General features: G+C 62.3%; 19 protein-coding genes. 9 read left to right on the top strand and 10 right to left on the bottom strand.

The window, feature by feature from the left end:
• Positions 1 to 24: 24 nt before the first annotated feature.
• Both AB7F49_RS12815 and AB7F49_RS12810 read left to right on the top strand, forming a co-directional pair.
• Positions 25 to 798 (top strand): IclR family transcriptional regulator, encoded by a 774-nt coding sequence (locus tag AB7F49_RS12815; RefSeq protein ID WP_428522869.1) that lies wholly within the window; start codon positions 25 to 27, stop codon positions 796 to 798.
• A 379-nt stretch (positions 799 to 1,177) separates the two neighbouring features.
• Positions 1,178 to 1,858 carry a haloacid dehalogenase type II gene (locus AB7F49_RS12810; protein ID WP_428522867.1) on the top strand — a complete coding sequence of 227 codons (681 nt, stop codon included), beginning with the start codon at positions 1,178 to 1,180 and terminating at the stop codon, positions 1,856 to 1,858.
• 459 nt (positions 1,859 to 2,317) lie between these two features.
• On the opposite strand, the gene AB7F49_RS12805 is transcribed toward AB7F49_RS12810, so the two are convergent.
• Entirely contained in the window at positions 2,318 to 2,776 is a 459-nt protein-coding gene (locus AB7F49_RS12805; protein WP_428522866.1) for a hypothetical protein, read from the bottom strand.
• Positions 2,777 to 2,815: 39 nt separating this feature from the next.
• Between AB7F49_RS12805 and AB7F49_RS12800 the strand changes: the two genes are divergently transcribed.
• From AB7F49_RS12800 to AB7F49_RS12790, 3 genes are read left to right on the top strand one after another with little or no spacing between them, the layout of a single operon-like run.
• Positions 2,816 to 3,364, top strand: a complete 549-nt coding sequence (locus AB7F49_RS12800) for a hypothetical protein (protein WP_428522864.1) — start codon at positions 2,816 to 2,818, stop codon at positions 3,362 to 3,364.
• Positions 3,365 to 3,400: 36 nt separating this feature from the next.
• The gene (locus AB7F49_RS12795) at positions 3,401 to 3,643 is read left to right on the top strand and encodes a DUF6719 family protein (RefSeq protein WP_428522862.1); all 243 of its coding nucleotides are present in this window, start codon (positions 3,401 to 3,403) and stop codon (positions 3,641 to 3,643) included.
• A gap of 45 nt (positions 3,644 to 3,688) precedes the next feature.
• On the top strand, positions 3,689 to 5,458 hold the full coding sequence (locus tag AB7F49_RS12790) for a metallophosphoesterase family protein (RefSeq protein ID WP_428522860.1): 1,770 nt from the start codon (positions 3,689 to 3,691) through the stop codon (positions 5,456 to 5,458).
• A 4-nt stretch (positions 5,459 to 5,462) separates the two neighbouring features.
• Here AB7F49_RS12790 and AB7F49_RS12785 read toward each other — a convergent pair whose 3' ends face one another.
• Both AB7F49_RS12785 and AB7F49_RS12780 read right to left on the bottom strand, forming a co-directional pair.
• On the bottom strand, positions 5,463 to 6,359 hold the full coding sequence (locus AB7F49_RS12785) for an NAD(P)-binding domain-containing protein (RefSeq protein ID WP_428522858.1): 897 nt from the start codon (positions 6,357 to 6,359) through the stop codon (positions 5,463 to 5,465).
• 27 nt (positions 6,360 to 6,386) lie between these two features.
• Positions 6,387 to 7,379: an aminopeptidase gene (locus AB7F49_RS12780; protein WP_428522856.1), complete on the bottom strand. Its 993-nt coding sequence runs from the start codon at positions 7,377 to 7,379 to the stop codon at positions 6,387 to 6,389.
• A 122-nt stretch (positions 7,380 to 7,501) separates the two neighbouring features.
• Here AB7F49_RS12780 and AB7F49_RS12775 point away from each other — a divergent pair, with 122 nt between their 5' ends.
• Positions 7,502 to 8,293 (top strand): SDR family NAD(P)-dependent oxidoreductase, encoded by a 792-nt coding sequence (locus AB7F49_RS12775; RefSeq protein ID WP_428522855.1) that lies wholly within the window; start codon positions 7,502 to 7,504, stop codon positions 8,291 to 8,293.
• Between the two features lie 115 nt (positions 8,294 to 8,408).
• Here AB7F49_RS12775 and AB7F49_RS12770 read toward each other — a convergent pair whose 3' ends face one another.
• From AB7F49_RS12770 to AB7F49_RS12760, 3 genes are read right to left on the bottom strand one after another with little or no spacing between them, the layout of a single operon-like run.
• Positions 8,409 to 9,371 carry a Bug family tripartite tricarboxylate transporter substrate binding protein gene (locus tag AB7F49_RS12770; RefSeq protein ID WP_428522853.1) on the bottom strand — a complete coding sequence of 321 codons (963 nt, stop codon included), beginning with the start codon at positions 9,369 to 9,371 and terminating at the stop codon, positions 8,409 to 8,411.
• A gap of 17 nt (positions 9,372 to 9,388) precedes the next feature.
• Positions 9,389 to 10,312 carry an NAD(P)-dependent oxidoreductase gene (locus AB7F49_RS12765; RefSeq protein ID WP_428522851.1) on the bottom strand — a complete coding sequence of 308 codons (924 nt, stop codon included), beginning with the start codon at positions 10,310 to 10,312 and terminating at the stop codon, positions 9,389 to 9,391.
• Between the two features lie 16 nt (positions 10,313 to 10,328).
• Positions 10,329 to 11,291 (bottom strand): Bug family tripartite tricarboxylate transporter substrate binding protein, encoded by a 963-nt coding sequence (locus AB7F49_RS12760; protein WP_428522849.1) that lies wholly within the window; start codon positions 11,289 to 11,291, stop codon positions 10,329 to 10,331.
• A 192-nt stretch (positions 11,292 to 11,483) separates the two neighbouring features.
• Here AB7F49_RS12760 and AB7F49_RS12755 point away from each other — a divergent pair, with 192 nt between their 5' ends.
• The gene (locus AB7F49_RS12755; RefSeq protein WP_428522847.1) at positions 11,484 to 12,326 is read left to right on the top strand and encodes an IclR family transcriptional regulator; all 843 of its coding nucleotides are present in this window, start codon (positions 11,484 to 11,486) and stop codon (positions 12,324 to 12,326) included.
• 69 nt (positions 12,327 to 12,395) lie between these two features.
• On the opposite strand, the gene AB7F49_RS12750 is transcribed toward AB7F49_RS12755, so the two are convergent.
• Positions 12,396 to 13,052, bottom strand: coding sequence for a TetR/AcrR family transcriptional regulator (locus tag AB7F49_RS12750; protein ID WP_428522845.1), 657 nt, complete (start codon positions 13,050 to 13,052; stop codon positions 12,396 to 12,398).
• 123 nt (positions 13,053 to 13,175) lie between these two features.
• On the opposite strand from AB7F49_RS12750, the gene AB7F49_RS12745 reads away from it, so the two are divergent.
• The gene (locus tag AB7F49_RS12745) at positions 13,176 to 13,403 is read left to right on the top strand and encodes a hypothetical protein (RefSeq protein WP_428522843.1); all 228 of its coding nucleotides are present in this window, start codon (positions 13,176 to 13,178) and stop codon (positions 13,401 to 13,403) included.
• A gap of 83 nt (positions 13,404 to 13,486) precedes the next feature.
• On the opposite strand, the gene AB7F49_RS12740 is transcribed toward AB7F49_RS12745, so the two are convergent.
• A complete protein-coding gene (locus tag AB7F49_RS12740; RefSeq protein ID WP_428522841.1) occupies positions 13,487 to 14,584 on the bottom strand; it encodes a 5-methyltetrahydropteroyltriglutamate--homocysteine S-methyltransferase in 1,098 nt (365 codons plus the stop codon).
• Positions 14,585 to 14,709: 125 nt separating this feature from the next.
• On the opposite strand from AB7F49_RS12740, the gene AB7F49_RS12735 reads away from it, so the two are divergent.
• The gene (locus tag AB7F49_RS12735; RefSeq protein WP_428522839.1) at positions 14,710 to 15,180 is read left to right on the top strand and encodes a MaoC family dehydratase; all 471 of its coding nucleotides are present in this window, start codon (positions 14,710 to 14,712) and stop codon (positions 15,178 to 15,180) included.
• 37 nt (positions 15,181 to 15,217) lie between these two features.
• Here the strand turns inward: AB7F49_RS12735 and AB7F49_RS12730 are convergent, their stop codons facing one another.
• Together AB7F49_RS12730 and AB7F49_RS12725 are read right to left on the bottom strand one after the other, a co-directional pair.
• Complete coding sequence (locus AB7F49_RS12730; protein WP_428522838.1) at positions 15,218 to 15,694, bottom strand: VOC family protein; 477 nt, start codon at positions 15,692 to 15,694, stop codon at positions 15,218 to 15,220.
• 255 nt (positions 15,695 to 15,949) lie between these two features.
• The gene (locus tag AB7F49_RS12725; protein ID WP_428522836.1) at positions 15,950 to 17,395 is read right to left on the bottom strand and encodes a DUF4407 domain-containing protein; all 1,446 of its coding nucleotides are present in this window, start codon (positions 17,393 to 17,395) and stop codon (positions 15,950 to 15,952) included.
• Between the last annotated feature and the right edge of the window lie 68 nt (positions 17,396 to 17,463).

Raw genomic sequence — 17,463 nt, 5'->3', positions numbered from 1 at the left:
TGGTCTCACCGCCCGGAGCAGCCCATGGCTGGCAATCAACCGCAAACAGTACATGCGCTCGAACGTGGACTCTCCGTGTTGTCGGCCATCAACGAATTTTCGCCGGCCAGCCTTTCAATGCTGGTCGACGCCACGGGCCTCCCGAAGGCCACGATCGTCCGGCTGCTGCATACGCTGAGAGCGGCCGGCTATGTCGAGCGCGCGGAGAACAAGGGCTACCGGTTGCTGCCTCGCGTGCGCGATTTGTTCAGTTCGCTCCACCGCGAAAGCGCGCCCACCCAGATCATCCGCCGCATGCTCAACGACTTCGCGACCGTGGTGAAATGGCCGGCGGAATTCATGGTCCGCGAAGGCGCAACCATGGTCATCGAGGTGTCCAATCGCGACAGTGCGCCGATCAATCTGCGGCGGTTCGAGCATGTGCGGTTTCCGCTCCTTCATTCCGCTTCGGGTATCGCACTTCTTGCGTGGTCGAAGCCGCGGCTGCGCGAGGATATCATCCGCTCGTCGTTGTTGCAGGAAAAGGCGTCGGAGCGCGCCGATGTTGCGAAGAAGACGCGGGTCAGGATTTCCGAAGCGCTTGCGCGCGGCTATGGTGTCCAGGACTACAACACACCGATCGAGGGGACGCGCGCGATTTCTGTCCCGGTCTTTTCGGGTGACTCCGCGATCGCTGCGATGGCACTGATTTTCCTGCGCGACGCGTTGCCGCAAGGCCAGGTCGACAATGTCCTGGTGCCGAGGTTGCGGGAGGTCTCGGCCAAGATCAGCCTGCAATATTCGGGCGCGCAGCAATAGACAATGCTGCACGCGAACAGCTTGGCGAATACGCTCTTGATACGATCATGAATGGTTTGTCTGCGCCGGACGTCAAGCTGCGCGTGACCGTTCCGACGCTCAACGCCCCGCGGACGCGGCGCCTGTGCTGGACGCATTGCCCGGGCCACACGAGAGCCCAGCCCATCACTTCGTTGGTGCAACCGAGGTGCGCGCAAAGACCGCATCGCGTTCGGAAGCAAGTGACTTCCATGCGCCGCTCCTTGTTCGAAATCAGGAGTGTCATGGCATTCTCTCCTCGAGGGTGCGTGCGCCGAAGGCCAGCCGGATTGCGTTGGACGTCGGGACCGGCGATATTTGCCCAGATAGCAAGCTTGTCCCAGGCAAGATCGGTCTTGGCATGGCGACGTTAAACGACATACGGGCCTGCGTTTTCGACGCGTATGGGACTCTGTTCGATTTTGCCTCGGCGGCACGCGGCTGCCGCACCGAAATCGGCGACGATTTTGACAAGCTGACGGCATTATGGCGCGACAAGCAGCTGCAATACACATGGCTGCGTGCGGTACAGAATCGGCATGCGGATTTCTGGCAGGTCACCGGCGACGCACTCGACTTCGCCATGGAAACGCTCGGCCTGCAGGGGGCCGAGCTGCGCGACCGGCTGATGGCGCTGTATCTCGCGCTTGATGCGTTCCCCGAGGTTCCGGCCCTGTTGCGCCGCCTCAAGGGCGCGGAAATGGGCCTGGCCATTCTGTCGAACGGCACCCCTCGGATGCTCGATGCCGTCGTCAAGAACGCGAAACTCGATGGATTGTTCGACGCGGTCTTGTCGGTGGAAGAGGTCGGCATCTACAAGCCCGACCGCAAAGTATATCAGCTTGCCGTGGACCGGCTCGGCATTCCGAAGGAGCGCATTTGCTTCCTGTCATCCAATGCATGGGATGCCTATGCTGCGTCGGCATTCGGGATGCAGGTGGTCTGGTGCAATCGCTACGGACAACGGCGTGAGCGCCTTCCCGGAATTCCGAATGATGAAATCAAGACGCTTGCCGAGCTTCCAGCTCTGATCGGATCATGAGGAGACGGCACTCGGACATTGACGCCGCGGTTACGACACCATCGGGATGCGGGAGGGCCATAAGCCGTTTGAAACGGTACCGCGCGCCACCCTATTGTGTCGCACCCCATGACAGCGTCGAAGGGTTGCGGTCTCGGCGTCACGGTCATCAAGGTTGAAGCGTGCTTCCTCAAGGCCGACCTGCTGGCCGCTGGCGACGCGCGTATCCGCGCCCGCCGATTTCTGATCGCCACTCGCAGGATTTTGATCGACGATTCAGATCGTGCCGATGCCGGCCGATGCGCCATTCAGACAGGCCATGTCATTAGGAGGATGGAATTTTTTCTGATCCGTCAGGCGAGGGCGGAATTTGCTCGAAATTCGAAAATCCGGCCGCTGCGCTTGCGCCGCTCCCCAATATGCCTATGAGGTTCGCTTCGGGCGATGCGCGGAGAGGGCGGGGGACTGGCGATGCGTGTTTTACTGATTATCGGCGGCGCGTTGGTTGTTGGGGCTGTTGTCGTGTTTCAGCAGAGCCTGGGCACAGCGCCGGGCGCCATCTGGGACGCAATTGTCGGTGCGCCGATCGAGCAAAAAATTGCGATCGCTGTCGTCGTCGCGGTATTCGTTTTCATTCTGGCTGTCGCGATGATGCAATCCAGCAAAATCGCACAGCAGTCTCAGGCCCTTGACATTCTGCAGAAAAGGATGAGCGGACTGCGCGATGACAGCGCGGCTGCGGACGAACAGCAGAGTGGCGCCGACGCCGCGGTGCGACATCTTGTCGGCACCGATCCGGTCGCGACCATCGACGACGTTCAGCAGCGATTGGCAGAGGCGGAGACGCGGACGTCGCAACAGGCGGTCCAGAACGAAGCCGTCGATCTGCAGAGCAGAATCGACGAAATTCGGAGCCGGCAGCAATCGTTGCGCGCCCAATTGGGATCGGTCTCGGAAAAGCGTCGCACGATCGAGCCCATGCTTGGCGAAATAAAGGAGCGGCAGGCGCTGATCGAGCGAACTATTGGCGACCTGGAGAAGGACGAAAGCGGAAAGAATCTCCATACGCGACTCGAAGAGGCGGAGGGCTTCCTCAACCGCGGTCACACCCGCCTTGGCGCGCTCGAGCAGGCATTTGAAAGCCTGTCGGAGATCCGGGGTCGGCTGGAAAAGCTGCAGTCTGAACTGACCCCGCTGAAGCACGCTGAATCGGGAGTGAAGGCATTGCTCGGCGGCGTGGTCACAGCGCAGGATCGCCTCGACGCGGCCCTGCTCTCGCTCGAGAAGGACGAAAGCGACACGATCGGCGCGCGGATTGAACGCCTCGCGAAGACGAAGGCCGAAATGGAGCAGCGCATCGCCACTCTAACCGAATGCTTCGGTTCGCTTGAAGCGATGCGGGGCGATATCGGGCTGCAATTCGAACGGCTGCAGACGACGCTCGACGGCCACCGCAAGCGGGATGGCGGCGGAAACGCTCCGGCGCGCCCAGAATCGGCGGAGCATCCGGACGACGGCAGGCTATAATCCGACCCGTCACACGCCAATCCGAGGACAATCGCAATGCCCATGTTGCCAACTCTTCTGATCGCCGTTCTCGCCGTTGCGGCTTTGTCGGAACCTGCCGGTGCCCAGATCGTCAAGCGCGAGCCGGCCATGGGTGCCATGAAGGAAGGAGAACGTGTGCTGGTCGACGACGGGAGCTGCCCGAAAGGTCAGATCAAGGAAGTGATCGGTGGAAATCACACAAAGGTGGGCGGCAAGAAGCAGATCACCCGTCAGCGCAGATGCATTCCGCGAAGATGACGGCATGATGCGCGACGAACGGGTCGTGCCCTTGCGCGAGGCCGGATGACCCTGCTGCTCGATCCACGCAAGGGCGACGTCGAAGACGACACGTCCAGCACCAAGGGGCGTTCGCTCCTGTCGCTTGCCGGCACGCTGCTGGTCGAGATCAGTCTGCCGAAGCTCATCGCCGCCTGGCTGCTGCTGGTGGCGCTGCCGTGTATCCTGCTCGGACTAACGCCGCTGATCGGCTCGGCATGGCTTGCGACTTTCTCGCGTAGCATTGGGTCCACCTATGGCGGATTGCTCACCTTCGCCATCATTCTCATCGTACTCGCGGTCGGATGGTTCGGCGGTCGCACCCTGTTCCGAATCGCGGAGCAGGCATTCTGGGCGCTCAACGCGATGGCGGTACAGCCGCTATACGCATTGTCCCGGGAGGCCATCCGCCATTTTTCCGAGATTGCACTGGGGCGCTGGCTGGACGAGGAGCGCCGCGCGCGGCTGCGTGCCTTCAGCGCGGCGGCCGCCGGACTCCTCCTGTGTGTCATTTCCTTGTTCATCGTCTGGCTGATCGGACCGCATACGCGTTGGAGCGCGGAATTCGCCGATCTGCTGTCGCCGGTCAGCCTGATCGTTCCGGCGCTCGCCAATGCCGGCGTGATTCTGTTCGCCTATTGCACGGCGGTGACCTTCGTGTGGGGCCTGGCCGATGCGTCGATGGACCAGCCGCGCGGCTGGTGGGATTTCGTGGATGCGTCGGTGCTGAAACGGTCGTGGCGCGTGGTCCATCTGTCGGATGTCCATGTCGTTGGGGAGCGCTTCGGTTTCCGGCTGGAAAGCGGACGCCTCGGTCCGCAGGGGAACAGCAGGCTCGCCCGGGTTCTCGCACGGCTTGAAGAGATGCATGCGCAAAATCCGCTCGACCATATCCTGATCACCGGCGACATCACCGATGCCGGACGCTCGGCGGAATGGGCGGAGTTTTTTGTAGCGATGCTGCGGCACCCGAAAATTGCGGAACGCTGCCTCATTCTCCCCGGAAATCATGATATCAACGTGGTCGACCGCTCCAATCCGGCGAAGCTCGATTTTCCGACCAGCCCGGGCCGACGCTTGCGCGAGATGCGGGCTCTGTCCGGTATCTCCGCCGTACAGGGCAAACGCACGCATGTCGTCGATCTGGAGAAACGGCGGCTGGGCAAGACCCTGGACGAGGCGCTCGCGCCTTATGCCGACGACATCGCGACCTTCGCAGATACCGGCACGATCCGGCTGTCAGCGAAGCTCGCGCGGGTCTGGGCCGAGGCCTTTCCGGTCGTGCTGCCGCCCGGGACCGATGACGGGCTCGGCATCATCCTGCTGAACTCTACCGCGCTGACGCATTTCTCGTTCACCAATGCGCTCGGGCTGATGTCGGCGGAACAGTCGCGCGCCATGCATGCGGTGGTCCGGCAATTTCCGAAGGCGCAGTGGATCGTCGCGCTGCATCATCACATGGTGGAATACCCGACACCCGCGCTGAAGCTGTCGGAGCGGATCGGAACCGCGCTGATCAACGGCTCGTGGTTCGTGCGCCAGGTGCAGCGGATCGCGCGGCGAGCCATCGTCATGCACGGCCACCGCCATATCGACTGGATCGGCCGCTGCGGGCGTCTGGTGATCGTGTCGGCGCCGTCGCCGGTGATGGAAGCGCGCGATGGCGACACCACCTCGTTCTACGTGCATACGCTAGGGGTGGACAAGGCTGGGCGCTATCTGATGGCGCATCCCGAGCGGGTGGATATCCCGGGGGACGAACTGGCGACCCTTCCTGTCCGCAGCGACACCAGATGAAGCATCAGTTCCGCTTCTGCAGAATCCGGTAGGCCAGCGCCAGATCGAGCGCGGTCAGGCCCTGGATCACTGCCAGCACGCTTTCATTTTCATTGCGCCGTCCGGCCCAGCGGCCATTCGCCACTTCGCCGATCCCGATGATGTTGTTGGCGACCTCCGCCTGGGTCAGCGCCCCGTCGGCGACCCAGCCGGCGAGATCGCCCTGATACAGCGCATAATCGAGATCGTCGACGAAGCGGTGAGTGGAGCCGCGCCAGGCGCCAATATCGAATTCCGGGCCGCCGCCCATCGGGAGAACGGCCGCGCCGGGCTTCAGCCAGCCCGATCGTACGATGCGTGCAGGCGCCGTGGTGATGGTGGCGACGATATCGGCGCCGCGCACCGCATCCTCGATCGAATCCGCGACCACCACGCGCGCGTTACGAACATTGGCCGCGAGCCGTTCGGCGGATTCGCGCGTCCGCGACGCGACCGTGATGATCTCGGGCGCGCATAATTCGCCGAAGGCGTGCGCCATATGCGTTGCGATTGCGCCCGCGCCGATCAGCGCGATCCGGGGGCGCGATCGCGCCATCAGCCAGCGCGCCACCACGGCCGCGGACACGCCGGTGCGGAACGCATAGAGCCAGTTCTCCTCCAGAAACAGGATCGGCGCGCCGCTATCGAGATTCCACAGCATCAGGCGCGGATGCCCGCGCGAAGAGAGCCGCGCGCCGGCAATGCCGTCATGCTTCAGGGTCGCGCCCTTCAGCTGGATGCGATGCGGCGGACCGGCCACCCGCATGGCCGATGGGGTGGATGGTTCGACGTCGCCGTTGCCGAGTGCCCTGTAGGTATCGGCGATGATGTCCGCGGCTTCGGCAATCGACAGGGCGTCAATTGTTTCTGCTGCGGAGATCATGCGCACGGCAGTCGCCCCGCCATCCGGTCAGACCAGAATTTTGCCGCCGCGTGTCAGCGTCTGTCCGTCGACCGAGATTTCCGGATGGCGGATCACGCCCTCGAGCCGGAGCTTGGCATGGCAGGTGCCGCCAAGCGCAATCGTGTCGCCGATGCCGATATGGGAGGTGGCGTACATCTTCTTGTCGGTGCGCATCCAGCCGGTCGGCGTCACTTTCGGATTGAGGCCGATCGAGATTTCGGCGGGGCAGTTGTAGCTGTTCCGGTCGCCATGCTTTTCAAGGATGTCGCGCCAGATCGCCGCTTCGCGCCCGCCCTCGATCTTGGTGACCCAGCCGTCTTCGATGGTGAGCTTCAGCGGCTCCTTGATCGCGCCGACCGAATGTGCGGTCAGGTCGAACACGACGGTGCCGTTGCCGGTGCCTTCCACCGGACAGACATGCGCTTCGCCGTCCGGGAAGGCGCAACCGCCGCCGCCATCCGGCTTCATGCGGATCGGGATGCCGGCGATCGAGCGGCCGGGGCGGCCCTTGATGCTGGCGGTAAGATTGGTGCCGTTCGGACAGGTGACGTGGCAGGTGTCGCCTTCGGTATAGGCCTTGGCGATGCGCAGGCCGACCTCGTTCATGGCGGCATAGTCGGCGCCGGCCGGCCCATCGGGACCGAGCATGGCCGGATTGAGCTCCTCCATGAGGATGAAGCGCTGGTTTTTGTCGATCAGGTCGTCGGTGATGCGGGCATGCGCCATGGCCGTCGAGGTGAGATAGATGACGAGATCGAGTTCGGGATCGAGCGCGGCGCGATAGATCGGGCTTGCCGGATCGGAGGAATGCGCCGCGCGCGGATTCATGATCGCGATCACAGGCTCGATCTCGAGATCGTTGGCGGCCTTCTGGAGGCCCTGCCACAGCACGGGATCCATCCGGGTGTCGGTGATCACGAGGATCTTGTCACCCGGCTTGCTGTTGAGCTTGAGCGGCGTCTGCATCACCTTCGCGATGTCGGTCACGCTATAGGTCATGTGGACTTCTCTCCGAGTGACTCCCCGCGCGGCCGCGATGCCGCGCGCGCTTGGCAAGTCTGTTATCAGTCCGTATCATTCCGTTCAACAAAAGGTCTTTCCACTCAACGGAAAATAACAGAATGACCAGGGGTGAGTTCGAGGGCCGCGTCGCGATCGTCACAGGAGGGGCGGGTGGCATCGGAACGGCGACGGTGCAACGCTTCCTGGAAGCGGGGGCGAGCGTGGCGGCGTTCGACCGCGACCGGGGCCGGCTCGATCAGCTCAAGGCGTCGTCGTCCGGCGCGCTCTCGGTGCATCGTGTCGATGTAACCCAATGGGACGAGGTGGGCCGCGCCGTCGATGAGGTGGAGGCCGCCTTCGGGCGGATTGATATTCTGGTGAATGTCGCGGGAGGCGGTTCGCCGACCACGATTCAGAGCGCCACACCGGAAGACTGGGGTCGCATTGTCGGCCTGAATCTCACGGCACCATTCTATTGCATCAAGGCGGTGACGGCGGCGATGCGGCGCGCGGGCGGCGGGAAGATCGTCACGGTCGGCTCGCTCGCTGCGTTCCAGATGTCGTTCAACAACGGCGTCAGCTACACCGCGGCGAAGTCCGGTGTGCTGGGTCTGACGCGACATGCGGCGTTCGAACTTTCGCGCGACAATATCCGCGTGAATGCAGTGCTGCCGGGCCCGATCATGACCCCGCAAATGGACGCCAAGATCGACGCGAAGAGCAGGGCGGCGGTTCCGAAACAGGTTCCGCTCGGGCGATGGCTCTTGCCCGATGAGGTCGCCGACCCGATCCTGTTCTTCTGCTCCGACGCGTCGCGCGGCTGCACCGGTACCCATGTCATTGTCGATGGCGGCCTGCATATCGGCGCGCAATACGACAGCGAGACCTATTTCGCCAAGCGCGGGGAGTGATTGTCATCCGGGACGGCCCGCAGGGCCGGGCCCGGAATCCAGAGCCGAGATTTCGTAGCTTGTCGTTCTGGATTCCGGGCTCGCGACTTCGTCACGCCCCGGAATGACGCGGCGACTAGTGCTTCTTTTCCTGCGACAGGCTCTTCAGCAATTCCTTGTTCTCGGCGATTTCGTCGGAGACCAGCTTCTTGAACTCGGCCGGCGACAGCGGCATCACGTCGCCGCCGAGTTTGGCAAACCGGTCCTTCGATTCCGGCAAGGCCATCGCAGCGATGGCTGCAGCGTGGATTTTCTGCACGAGGTCGGCGGGCATGCCCTTCGGACCGAACAGGCCAACCCACGCGCCCATCCGCATCTTGAGGCCGGATTCCGTGATCGTCGGGACATCCGGGATCAGCGGCGAGCGCTTTTTGGCGGTCGACGCGATCGCGATCAACTGCTTGTTGTCCATGAAGGCGCGGCCCGAGGCGAGCGGCGCGATCACGAAATCGACGCGCCCCGCCGCGGTGTCGGCGATCGCTTCCGGCGCGCCGCGATAGGGCACATGCACCAGCTTGATATCGGTGGCGGCACGCATGCGCTCGACTTCGAGATGCGAGGCGCTGGCGACGCCGCTCGAACCGAACATGACTTCGCCCGGCGCCTTGCGCGCTTTCTCCACCAGTTCGTTGATGGTCTTGATGCCCTTGGTGGGGGAGACCCAGACCACGGCCGGGAGATCGGCGAGCGGCGCGATGGGGGTGAGATCTTTCTCGGTGTCGTAGGGCAGGGACGTCTGCACCGCCGGCAGCGAGGCGATGGCGGAGGAGGTGACGAGCAGCCGATAGCCATCCGGCTCGGAATTGGCGACCACATTGGCGCCGATCGAGCCTCCGGCGCCGGGCCGGTTTTCGACCACCACGGGCTGCTTCAGGATGGTCTTCAGTCCGTCGGCGACGGTGCGGGCGATCAGGTCGGTGCCGCTGCCGGGCGTGATGTTGACAATGATGGTGATCGGGCGGTTCGGATAGTCGGATTGCGCGAAGGCGGTTCCGCAAAGAGCGGCGAAGACAGCCGACGCGGCGAACATGCTTTTCATGGATTTTGCTCCCGTGCCTAGTTTGACTGCGTGGGATCGTCGTGACCATCGCCGCGGACTTCGACGCCGGCGATTTTTTCGAAATAGCGGACCATCGCGGTCAGGTCGCTGTGCGCGCCGACATCCTCGGTAATGACGGGCCACATGTCGGCGACCGTCGCGCCGACCGGCGTAGATGCCCCCGTCGTGCGGCCGAGATCGATATAGAGCTCCATGTCCTTGAGCCCGATACCGATCGGCCCGCCATAGGCGAATTTGCGCGGCAGGACCGATTTCGGAAACTTGTCGACGCTTGCCGAGTTGCGTCCGGTCCCGGCATTGATGACCTCGATCAGCGCGGCGGCATCGACGCCGGCCTTGACGCCGGTGACCATCGCCTCCGAGGTGATCATCATCGCGGTGAGCGACAGCGCGTTGTTGACGATCTTCGCCACCTGCGCGAGCCCGGCCGTGTCGCCGACCACGATGGTGCGGCCGGCGAGGCGTGAGAGAATCGACGCAACCGCGTCGCGGGCATGCTCCGGTCCGGACAGGATGGTGGTGAGCTTGCCTTCGCGCGCCCAGCTTGGGCCGCCGCTGACCGGCATGTCGAGCACGGCGATGTTCGCGGCAGCGAGCCTGTCGGCGATGGCCGTTACGGTAGGCTGTCCGATGGTCGAGGACTCGATGTAGATGCGGATCGCCTTGCCGTGCGCCACCCCGTCGTCGCCGCAGGCGACCGCTTTGCTGATCTCCTGCGACGGCAGGCAGGCGAAAACGATTTCTGCGCGGTCGGCAACCTCGCGCGGCGTTTCGAATGCGGTTGCCCCTTTTTCGATCAGCGGTGCGAGCGCCGCCGCGTCGGGGTCGCACACCACCAGCGGATATCCGGCCTCCACCAGACGCAGCGCCATGGCGCCGCCCATGTGACCGCAGCCGACGAATCCGAGCGGCCTGGCCACGATCAAAACTCCGCGGCTAGTTGAATTTCAGATTGAGCTCGCGCACCAGCGGATCCCACAATTCCTTCTGCTCGCGCACCATCGTCAGCACTTCTTTCGGGGTCGCAAGCGTGATCTCATAACCGCGCTTGGCGAAGCCTGCCTGAATGTCGGGATCCTTCACCACCGCATTGAGATCGGCGCTGAGTTTCTCGACCGCTGCTTCTGGCGTTCCGGCCGGCGCCCCGATGATGAAACGCACGGTGCCCGACACGTCGCCCAGCCCCGATTCCTTGAGGGTCGGCACGTCCGGCATCAGCTTGCTGCGGCTGTCGCTTGCCAGCGCAAGCGCGCGCAGCTTGCCTTCCTGGATCAGCGACAGGACCGAGCTGAAGCTGAGCGTACCGAAATCGAGGACGCCGGACAGGAGATCGGTCACCGCGGTCGCCGAGCCCTTGTAGGGCACATGGGTGAACTCGACCTTGTTGAGCCGGCCGAGACGCTCGGTCGCCAGGTGCTGCGGCGAACCGACGCCGGCGGAGGCGAAGTTGACCTGCTTGGGCCGCGCTTTCGCCTCTGCCATCAGGTCGGCGATGGTTTTGTATTTCGAGTTGGGATTGGTGACGATCACCGCGGGCGATTCCGCGACGCCGCCGATCCAGATGAAGTCCTTCTGCGGATCGTAAGGCAGGCTCGCATAGACCGAGGGATAGATGCCGACGATGGTCGCCTGCACCAGCAGGGTGTAGCCATCGGGCTTGGACTTTGCCACCACGCCTGCGCCGATATTGCCGGCGGCGCCGGGCCTGTTGTCGATCACCACCGGCTGACCGAGCTTCGCGGAATATTTGTCCTGGATGAGCCGCACCAGAATGTCGGTGCCCCCGCCAGGCGGGAACGGAACCACCACGCGCACCGGCTGCGATGGAAATTCCTGTGCGAGTGTCTGCGGGGCGCCGAGGACCGCCAGGGCAGCGAACACGAGAGCGAATAAGCGCATGCGGATGTTCCTTGCTCCTCCGGGGCAGCAATCGTTGTGCTGCCATCATGATTTCTTCTTTCGATGATCTGTGCCCCAGTTCCGCTCAATGGTCAACGATTCCGCTGAACGGAAAATCGACTTGACGTTCCTTGCTGTGCCGATATTTTTCGCGGTTGCGGAAGCGTTTTTCCAAGAACAGCCAGAGAGAGCATGAGCCGGCCGGATCCATCGAATGCCGACTCGAACCTGGTGCCGGCGAGGATGCGCGATGCCTCAGCTGCGGGCACGGTTGCACGTGTGGTGCAATTGCTCGCCTGTCTTGCCGAATCCGACGGCGCGGTATCGATCAAGTCTCTCTGCCAGACCCTGAAGCTGCCGGCCAGTACAGTGCATCGGCTGCTCGGACTTCTCGGCGACGAAGGAATGGTCGAGCGCCGCGCGGACCGCCCGGTTTACGCTCCGGGGCTTGAGCTGGTGCGGATCGCGTCGCTGCTTGCCTCCAAGGTACGGATCGTCGACGTCGCCAGGCCGTTCATGCGCACCATCGTACAGGAATGCGACGAGACATGCTGCCTGCTGCAATACGTTCCGGAGCGGCGAAAGGTGATGGCGCTGCACGCAGAATTCTCGTCGCATCCGTTGCGCTACCGGATCGAGTTCTTCCAGCCGCATTCACTGCTCTGGGGCGCCACCGGACGCGCAGTGCTGGCCTTCCTGCCGCCGGATGCGATCGAGGCGGCATTGCGAGACAACGATGCTTCGCCCGCGACCGGAGCAGCGTTGCCGGCCCGCAATGCGCTGCTCGCCGATCTGTCGGAGATCCGGACGCGCGGCTATGCCATCACGCATGGCCAGAAGATCAAGGGCGCGGTCGGGATCGGCGCGCCGCTGTTCAACTCGGAGCGGCGGGTCGTAGGCAGCCTGTGCATTACGATACCGGAGACACGCTTCAACCGAAAGGCGCAGGCTCGGTTGTCGCAGATGCTGATGAGCCGTGCCGCAGAACTCAGCCGCGCGCTCGGCTACGAGCCGTTGCCGCAGGCGGCGGAGTGATACAGGCGCGAAACCGCGGGGCTGGCGAGGTAGCGATCGACCGGCGGCCGGCATGCGGCTTCCACAAGCCTAGCGCTTCCGGGTACCCAGCAGAAACAGTTCGACCCATTTCATGGCGGCGTCCTGATCCGCATTCTTGCGTCGTGGCAAGGTCGTCGCGGCGCTGTTGCACAAGGCAAGCACCGCATCCGCCGCAACATCGGGATCGAGATCGGCGCGCCACTCGTCGCGTTCGGCACCGCGCACGAAAATCCTTTTCCAGAGCTGACGATAGGCGCGCGCGAGTGCGTTCAGTTCCTTGAGCACGCCGGGCGGAAGGTTGCGGCGCGAAAACGCAAAATTCTCGACATAGGCGCGGCGCTCGCTGGTCAGGTGTGCGAGCATGCCGGCACGTACCATGGCCACGGCCGGGCCGCCACGGGCGAGAATGGCCTGCAGCCGCTCGCAAAATTCAACCGCGCTGACGCGGCACATGTCCTCGAGCGCGGCTTCTTTCGAGGGATAATAGTGATACAGACTTGCCGGCCGCATGCCGAGCCGGTCCGCAATGTCCTTCATGGTGGCATTGAAATAGCCGCGTTCCGCGAAAACAAGTGCGGCAGCATCCATGATGGCGCTGCGGCGGCGGTCCTGCTTCCGCTTCACGTGCGGTGTCGGCACGCGCGCCGGACCCGTTTCACGATCACCGCGTTTCGGAGCCGCCTTGCGGACCGTCGATCTTGCCATCTATAAAAAACCGAATTCGGATTTGAAGTTTTTCAGCGCTTCACGTTGTGATTGCTCGCGGGCCCCGGCAACCGCAAAGCTCCCGGGAGGGCGCCATGGACTCAAAGCTCCCGGGAGGGCGCCATGGACTATCGAGACCTGACGTTTCCTGCCGCCTCGCGCGAGCGGATCGGCGGGATTCAGAAAGCCCGCAAGCGGCTGGCATTCGAGCGGGCAAAGCTTTCCCCCTTCTACCAGGGCCGGCTCGAGGGCGTGAATGCCGACCATCTCGACCAACCCGAGGAATGGCTGAAAATTCCCGTTCTGACCAAGGAAGAGCTGCGCACGATCCCGGCAGACCGAAGCCGGTAAATCCTTCTCCCCGAAAGAGGGCAGGGCGGCGCGCACCAGCGGGCCGGATGGGGGACCTGCTGCGGGCTATCAAGGGGGGATCGCTAATTCGTTCCCCACACCGCGCGCGCCAGTTCCGTCACACGCCCAAGCTTCGCCCATTCCTCGGCTTCGGTGATCGGGTTGCCGCCGACACTGGATGCGAAGCCGCATTGCGGGCTGACGCCGAGCCGATCCTCCGGCGCATGCTTGAAGGCTTCATCCAGGCGCCGGCGAAGCTGGTCGATGCTTTCGAGCGCGCCGGTCTTGCTGCTGATGACGCCGAGATAGCCGCGTTTGCCCTTCGGCAGGAAGCGCAGCGGCGCGAAGCTGCCGGCGCGCTCGCTGTCATATTCGAGCAGATAGCCGTCGACCCCGGGCAACGCGAACAGCCTTTCCGCGATCGGGTCGTAGCCACCCTGGCCCATCCAGTGTCCCTTGTAATTGCCGCGGCACAGATGCACCAGCACGGCGAGGTCGGCGGGCTTGTCCTTCAGCGCCAGCGCGATCGTGTCGAAATAGAAATCGGTGAGCTGTTGCGGGTCTTCTCCGCTGGCTTTCAGCGAGGCGCGGATGGACTCGTCGCACAATAGCGCGAGCGCGACCTCGTCGAGCTGCACCACCCGGCAGCCGGCGCGATAGAGTTCGTCGATCTCCTGCCGGTAGACGGCGCACAGGTCTTCAGCGAGCGCGTCCCGGTCCTTGTAGGATTTCGGGTCCATGCCCTCCTTGCCGCCGAAGAAATGCAGGATGCTGGGCGTCGGCAGGGTGACCTTGGGCGTGCGGGAGGTGATGCCTGCGAGGAAGCGATAGTCGTTCACCACGATCGGATGTTTCCGGCTGAGTTTGCCGGTGACCACGGGGCCGAACCAGGTCGCCTCGTGACCGCCCAGCCGGAACATCAGCTCGGCCTTTTTCAGCTCGATGCCGGACAGCGATTCGACAAAGCCGAGAAACCACGAGCCGCGGCGGAATTCGCCGTCGGTGACGAAGCGGAGATCGGCCTGTTCCTCGTGCCGCACGGCGTCGGTGATGCATTCCGCCACCACCTTTTCGAGCGCGGCATCGTCGATCTTCTTGTCCATGTGAGCGCGATGCGCCTTCTTCAGCGCGTCGGGCCGCAGCAGGCTTCCGACGTGGTCCGCGCGCGGCAGATCGAGCATTGGTCTTCCTCCCGTTTTCCGCAGGCTAGCAAGGCACCCAAAAAAATCAAATCCGTATTCGGAAAAAATCGACGGGACTTCCGCCGCCGGCCGTCCTAGGAATACCCGCAAGGGGGAAAAACCGCATGAGCCTTTTTCTGGACGACCTGAAAGCCGGTCAGCGCTTCGAGACCGCGAGCCGGACCGTGACCGAAGCGGAAATCATCGCCTTCGCCAAGGAGTTCGACCCGCAATATTACCATATCGATCCCGTCGCGGCGCAGAAGTCCGCCTTTGGCGGCCTGATCGCATCCGGCTTTCACACCCTGAGCCTGTCGATGCGGCTGTTCTTCGATCTCGACCTGTGGCCGAAGTCGGTGATCGCCTCGCCCGGCATGGAAAATGTGAAATGGCTCAAGCCGATGCGGCCGGGCGACACCATCCGCGCCGCCGCCGAGGTGGTCGAGGTAAGGGTGTCGTCATCAAAGCCCGATCGCGGCGTGGTGATCATGGACCATCCGTGCTGGAACCAGAATGACGAGATGATCCTCACGCTGCGCTGCGTGCACATGCTGCGGCGGCGGCCGGACGCCATGCCCGATCGCCCCGAAGGATGACCCCCGCCGTCGCGACCGCGCGGCGCCGTGACGCGCTTTACCCGCGCCGCGCCTTCTCGATCGCGGCGACGTCGATCTTCTTCATGGTCATCATCGCCTCGAACGCGCGCTTCGCTTCATCGCCGCCGGCGGCCATTGCATCGCTAAGCACCCGCGGCGTGATCTGCCACGACAGCCCCCAGCGATCCTTGCACCAGCCGCAGGCGCTTTCCTGCCCGCCTTTGCCGACGATGGCGTTCCAGTAGCGGTCGGTCTCGGCCTGATCGTCGGTCGCGACCTGGAACGAGAACGCCTCGCTCTGCTTGAACACCGGCCCGCCATTGAGCCCGTTACAGGGAATGCCGAGCACGGTGAATTCCACCGTCAGCACATCGTCCTTCTTGCCGCCGGGAAAATCGGCCGGCGCCTTGCGCACGGCCGTCACCTTGCTGTCCGGAAACGTCGCGGCGTAGAAGCGCGCCGCATCCTCCGCGTCCTTGTCGAACCAAAGGCAGATAGTGTTTTTGGGTGTCACGTTGGTATCTCACTTCTTGCGAAGGGTTTGCGTCTCTGTAACAAACAGATGGGAGGGCTGGCCGTTCCTCTTGCTATTCGGCCGTAGCCCGGATGAGCGAAGCGACATCCGGGACGGATCATACCCCGCGTGTCGCTGCGCTCACGCGGGCTACGATCTTTGCGCCCTCATCCTGAGGAGCGCCGCAGGCGCGTCTCGAAGGAGAGCGCGGCCCATGCTCCGAGATGCTTACTCCATGATCTCAAAAATTAGCCTTTAGCTCCGATCAGTTCCAGCCGATCGAAATGGGAATTCCCTAACCACTTGTTCTTGGAGAATCGCAGCTCGCTCGCGCCTCCTCTGAGCCTCGTCCAATTCCTCTCGCCACTTCGAGAGTTCTTGTTCTTTCGCCAAGGTTGTGAGCTTGTCGGAGTAAACATCTCGCTCCTTCGCCAAAAAAGCCAACTCGCTTTCCCTTTCAACAACCGAACGTATTCGTGCCGCGTATACGCTTGGGGGCGAAAAGAATATCTTTGCGAGTACGGGGACAACCTCCAAGAAAATTACGAAAAGCTTGGTCATCCACGAAAAGAAAACGATTGTTCCTCCGTCCTTTGGATCATTCTTCAGCTCTTGGTATGCGGTCATTCGCGCTAACGGGTCGTCGCGCAATTTCTGGAATGCGGGCGAGTCTGTTGCAGTCTTCCGAAAGCTATCGAAGCGCGCAGTCCGCAGAGCTTGCATTTCTTGTAGTTCAAGCTTTTCTCGTTCGATTCGCTTTCCCAAATTATCTCGCTTTGATTCGAAGTCCGCCCTGTTCCGTTGGCGTTCGGCTGTTGCTTCAGCAACCAACCGTTGTTGAGAGTCTTCAAGTTGCTTTGTCTTTGCGTCCAACTCAAGAAGCTCTTGCTTCTTTCCTGCCAACACCTTTTCAATGAGTTCTTTTTCGCGCTTGGCCCATTCATACCTAGGCCCACGTTTCGCAAGACCCGTATTATGGGGGCGAACCGAAATACCAAGCTCTTCAGCATTCATGTCTTGTTGGAAGGTGTAAATCTGCTTCTCAAAATCAGCAATAAAATGAGTTAGTCCATTTGTCTTTTTCTTGATTTCAGACTTTTGATTTTCAAGGGCTTCGAACTGAGCTTTGGCATTACCACTAAGAATTACCTCGTTGGCGGCTTCTTTGGAATAGGTATTTTCCAGATCGACGAGTCTTGTTTTCCTAGACGCTATTTCAGCATCGTACGCGGCTTCAGCCTTCTTAATATCGTCAAATGTATTTTGGTTCGTCTTGAGATGATTTTGTTTGATCTTCGCTGAGATGGTGTCGGAGAAGACGGCCAATTCGAGAAAAATAGAAAGAATAAAGGCCAAGGCTAAAGAAATGGCAAGCCGAACAGTAATTCTCGCGGCGCGCCTCCGATCTAGCGGTTGTTCGCGACCTCCAATTACCAAGAGACCTTGTGAGAACCAGTCGGATTGGTAAATCGCCCTATCAAAGAGAAATATTGTTAGTGCGATAACAAGCGAAACGACCGCTCGCATCGGCAGGCCATCTACGACGTAACCGGTAGCGTGAAAGGAGATTCCGAAAACCACAACAAATGCCAAGAGGAGTGACAATCCGAGGTGGGTGGCCCAAAGCCGATCAGTGGCGGGGCATTCAGAGATGATTCTCTGGTCAATGCCCGCGAGATAGTAGAAGATCCGACTAAACATCCCCCCATCCCCGCTTTGCGCCCTCTAGAGCGCATCCTGCCCCGCGCCGAAGGGCTTGACCCCAGGTA

The sequence above is a fragment of the Pseudorhodoplanes sp. genome, from assembly GCF_050250235.1.
Classification (GTDB): Bacteria; Pseudomonadota; Alphaproteobacteria; order Rhizobiales; family Xanthobacteraceae; genus Pseudorhodoplanes.
This window is presented reverse-complemented; position numbering and strand designations above follow the sequence as displayed.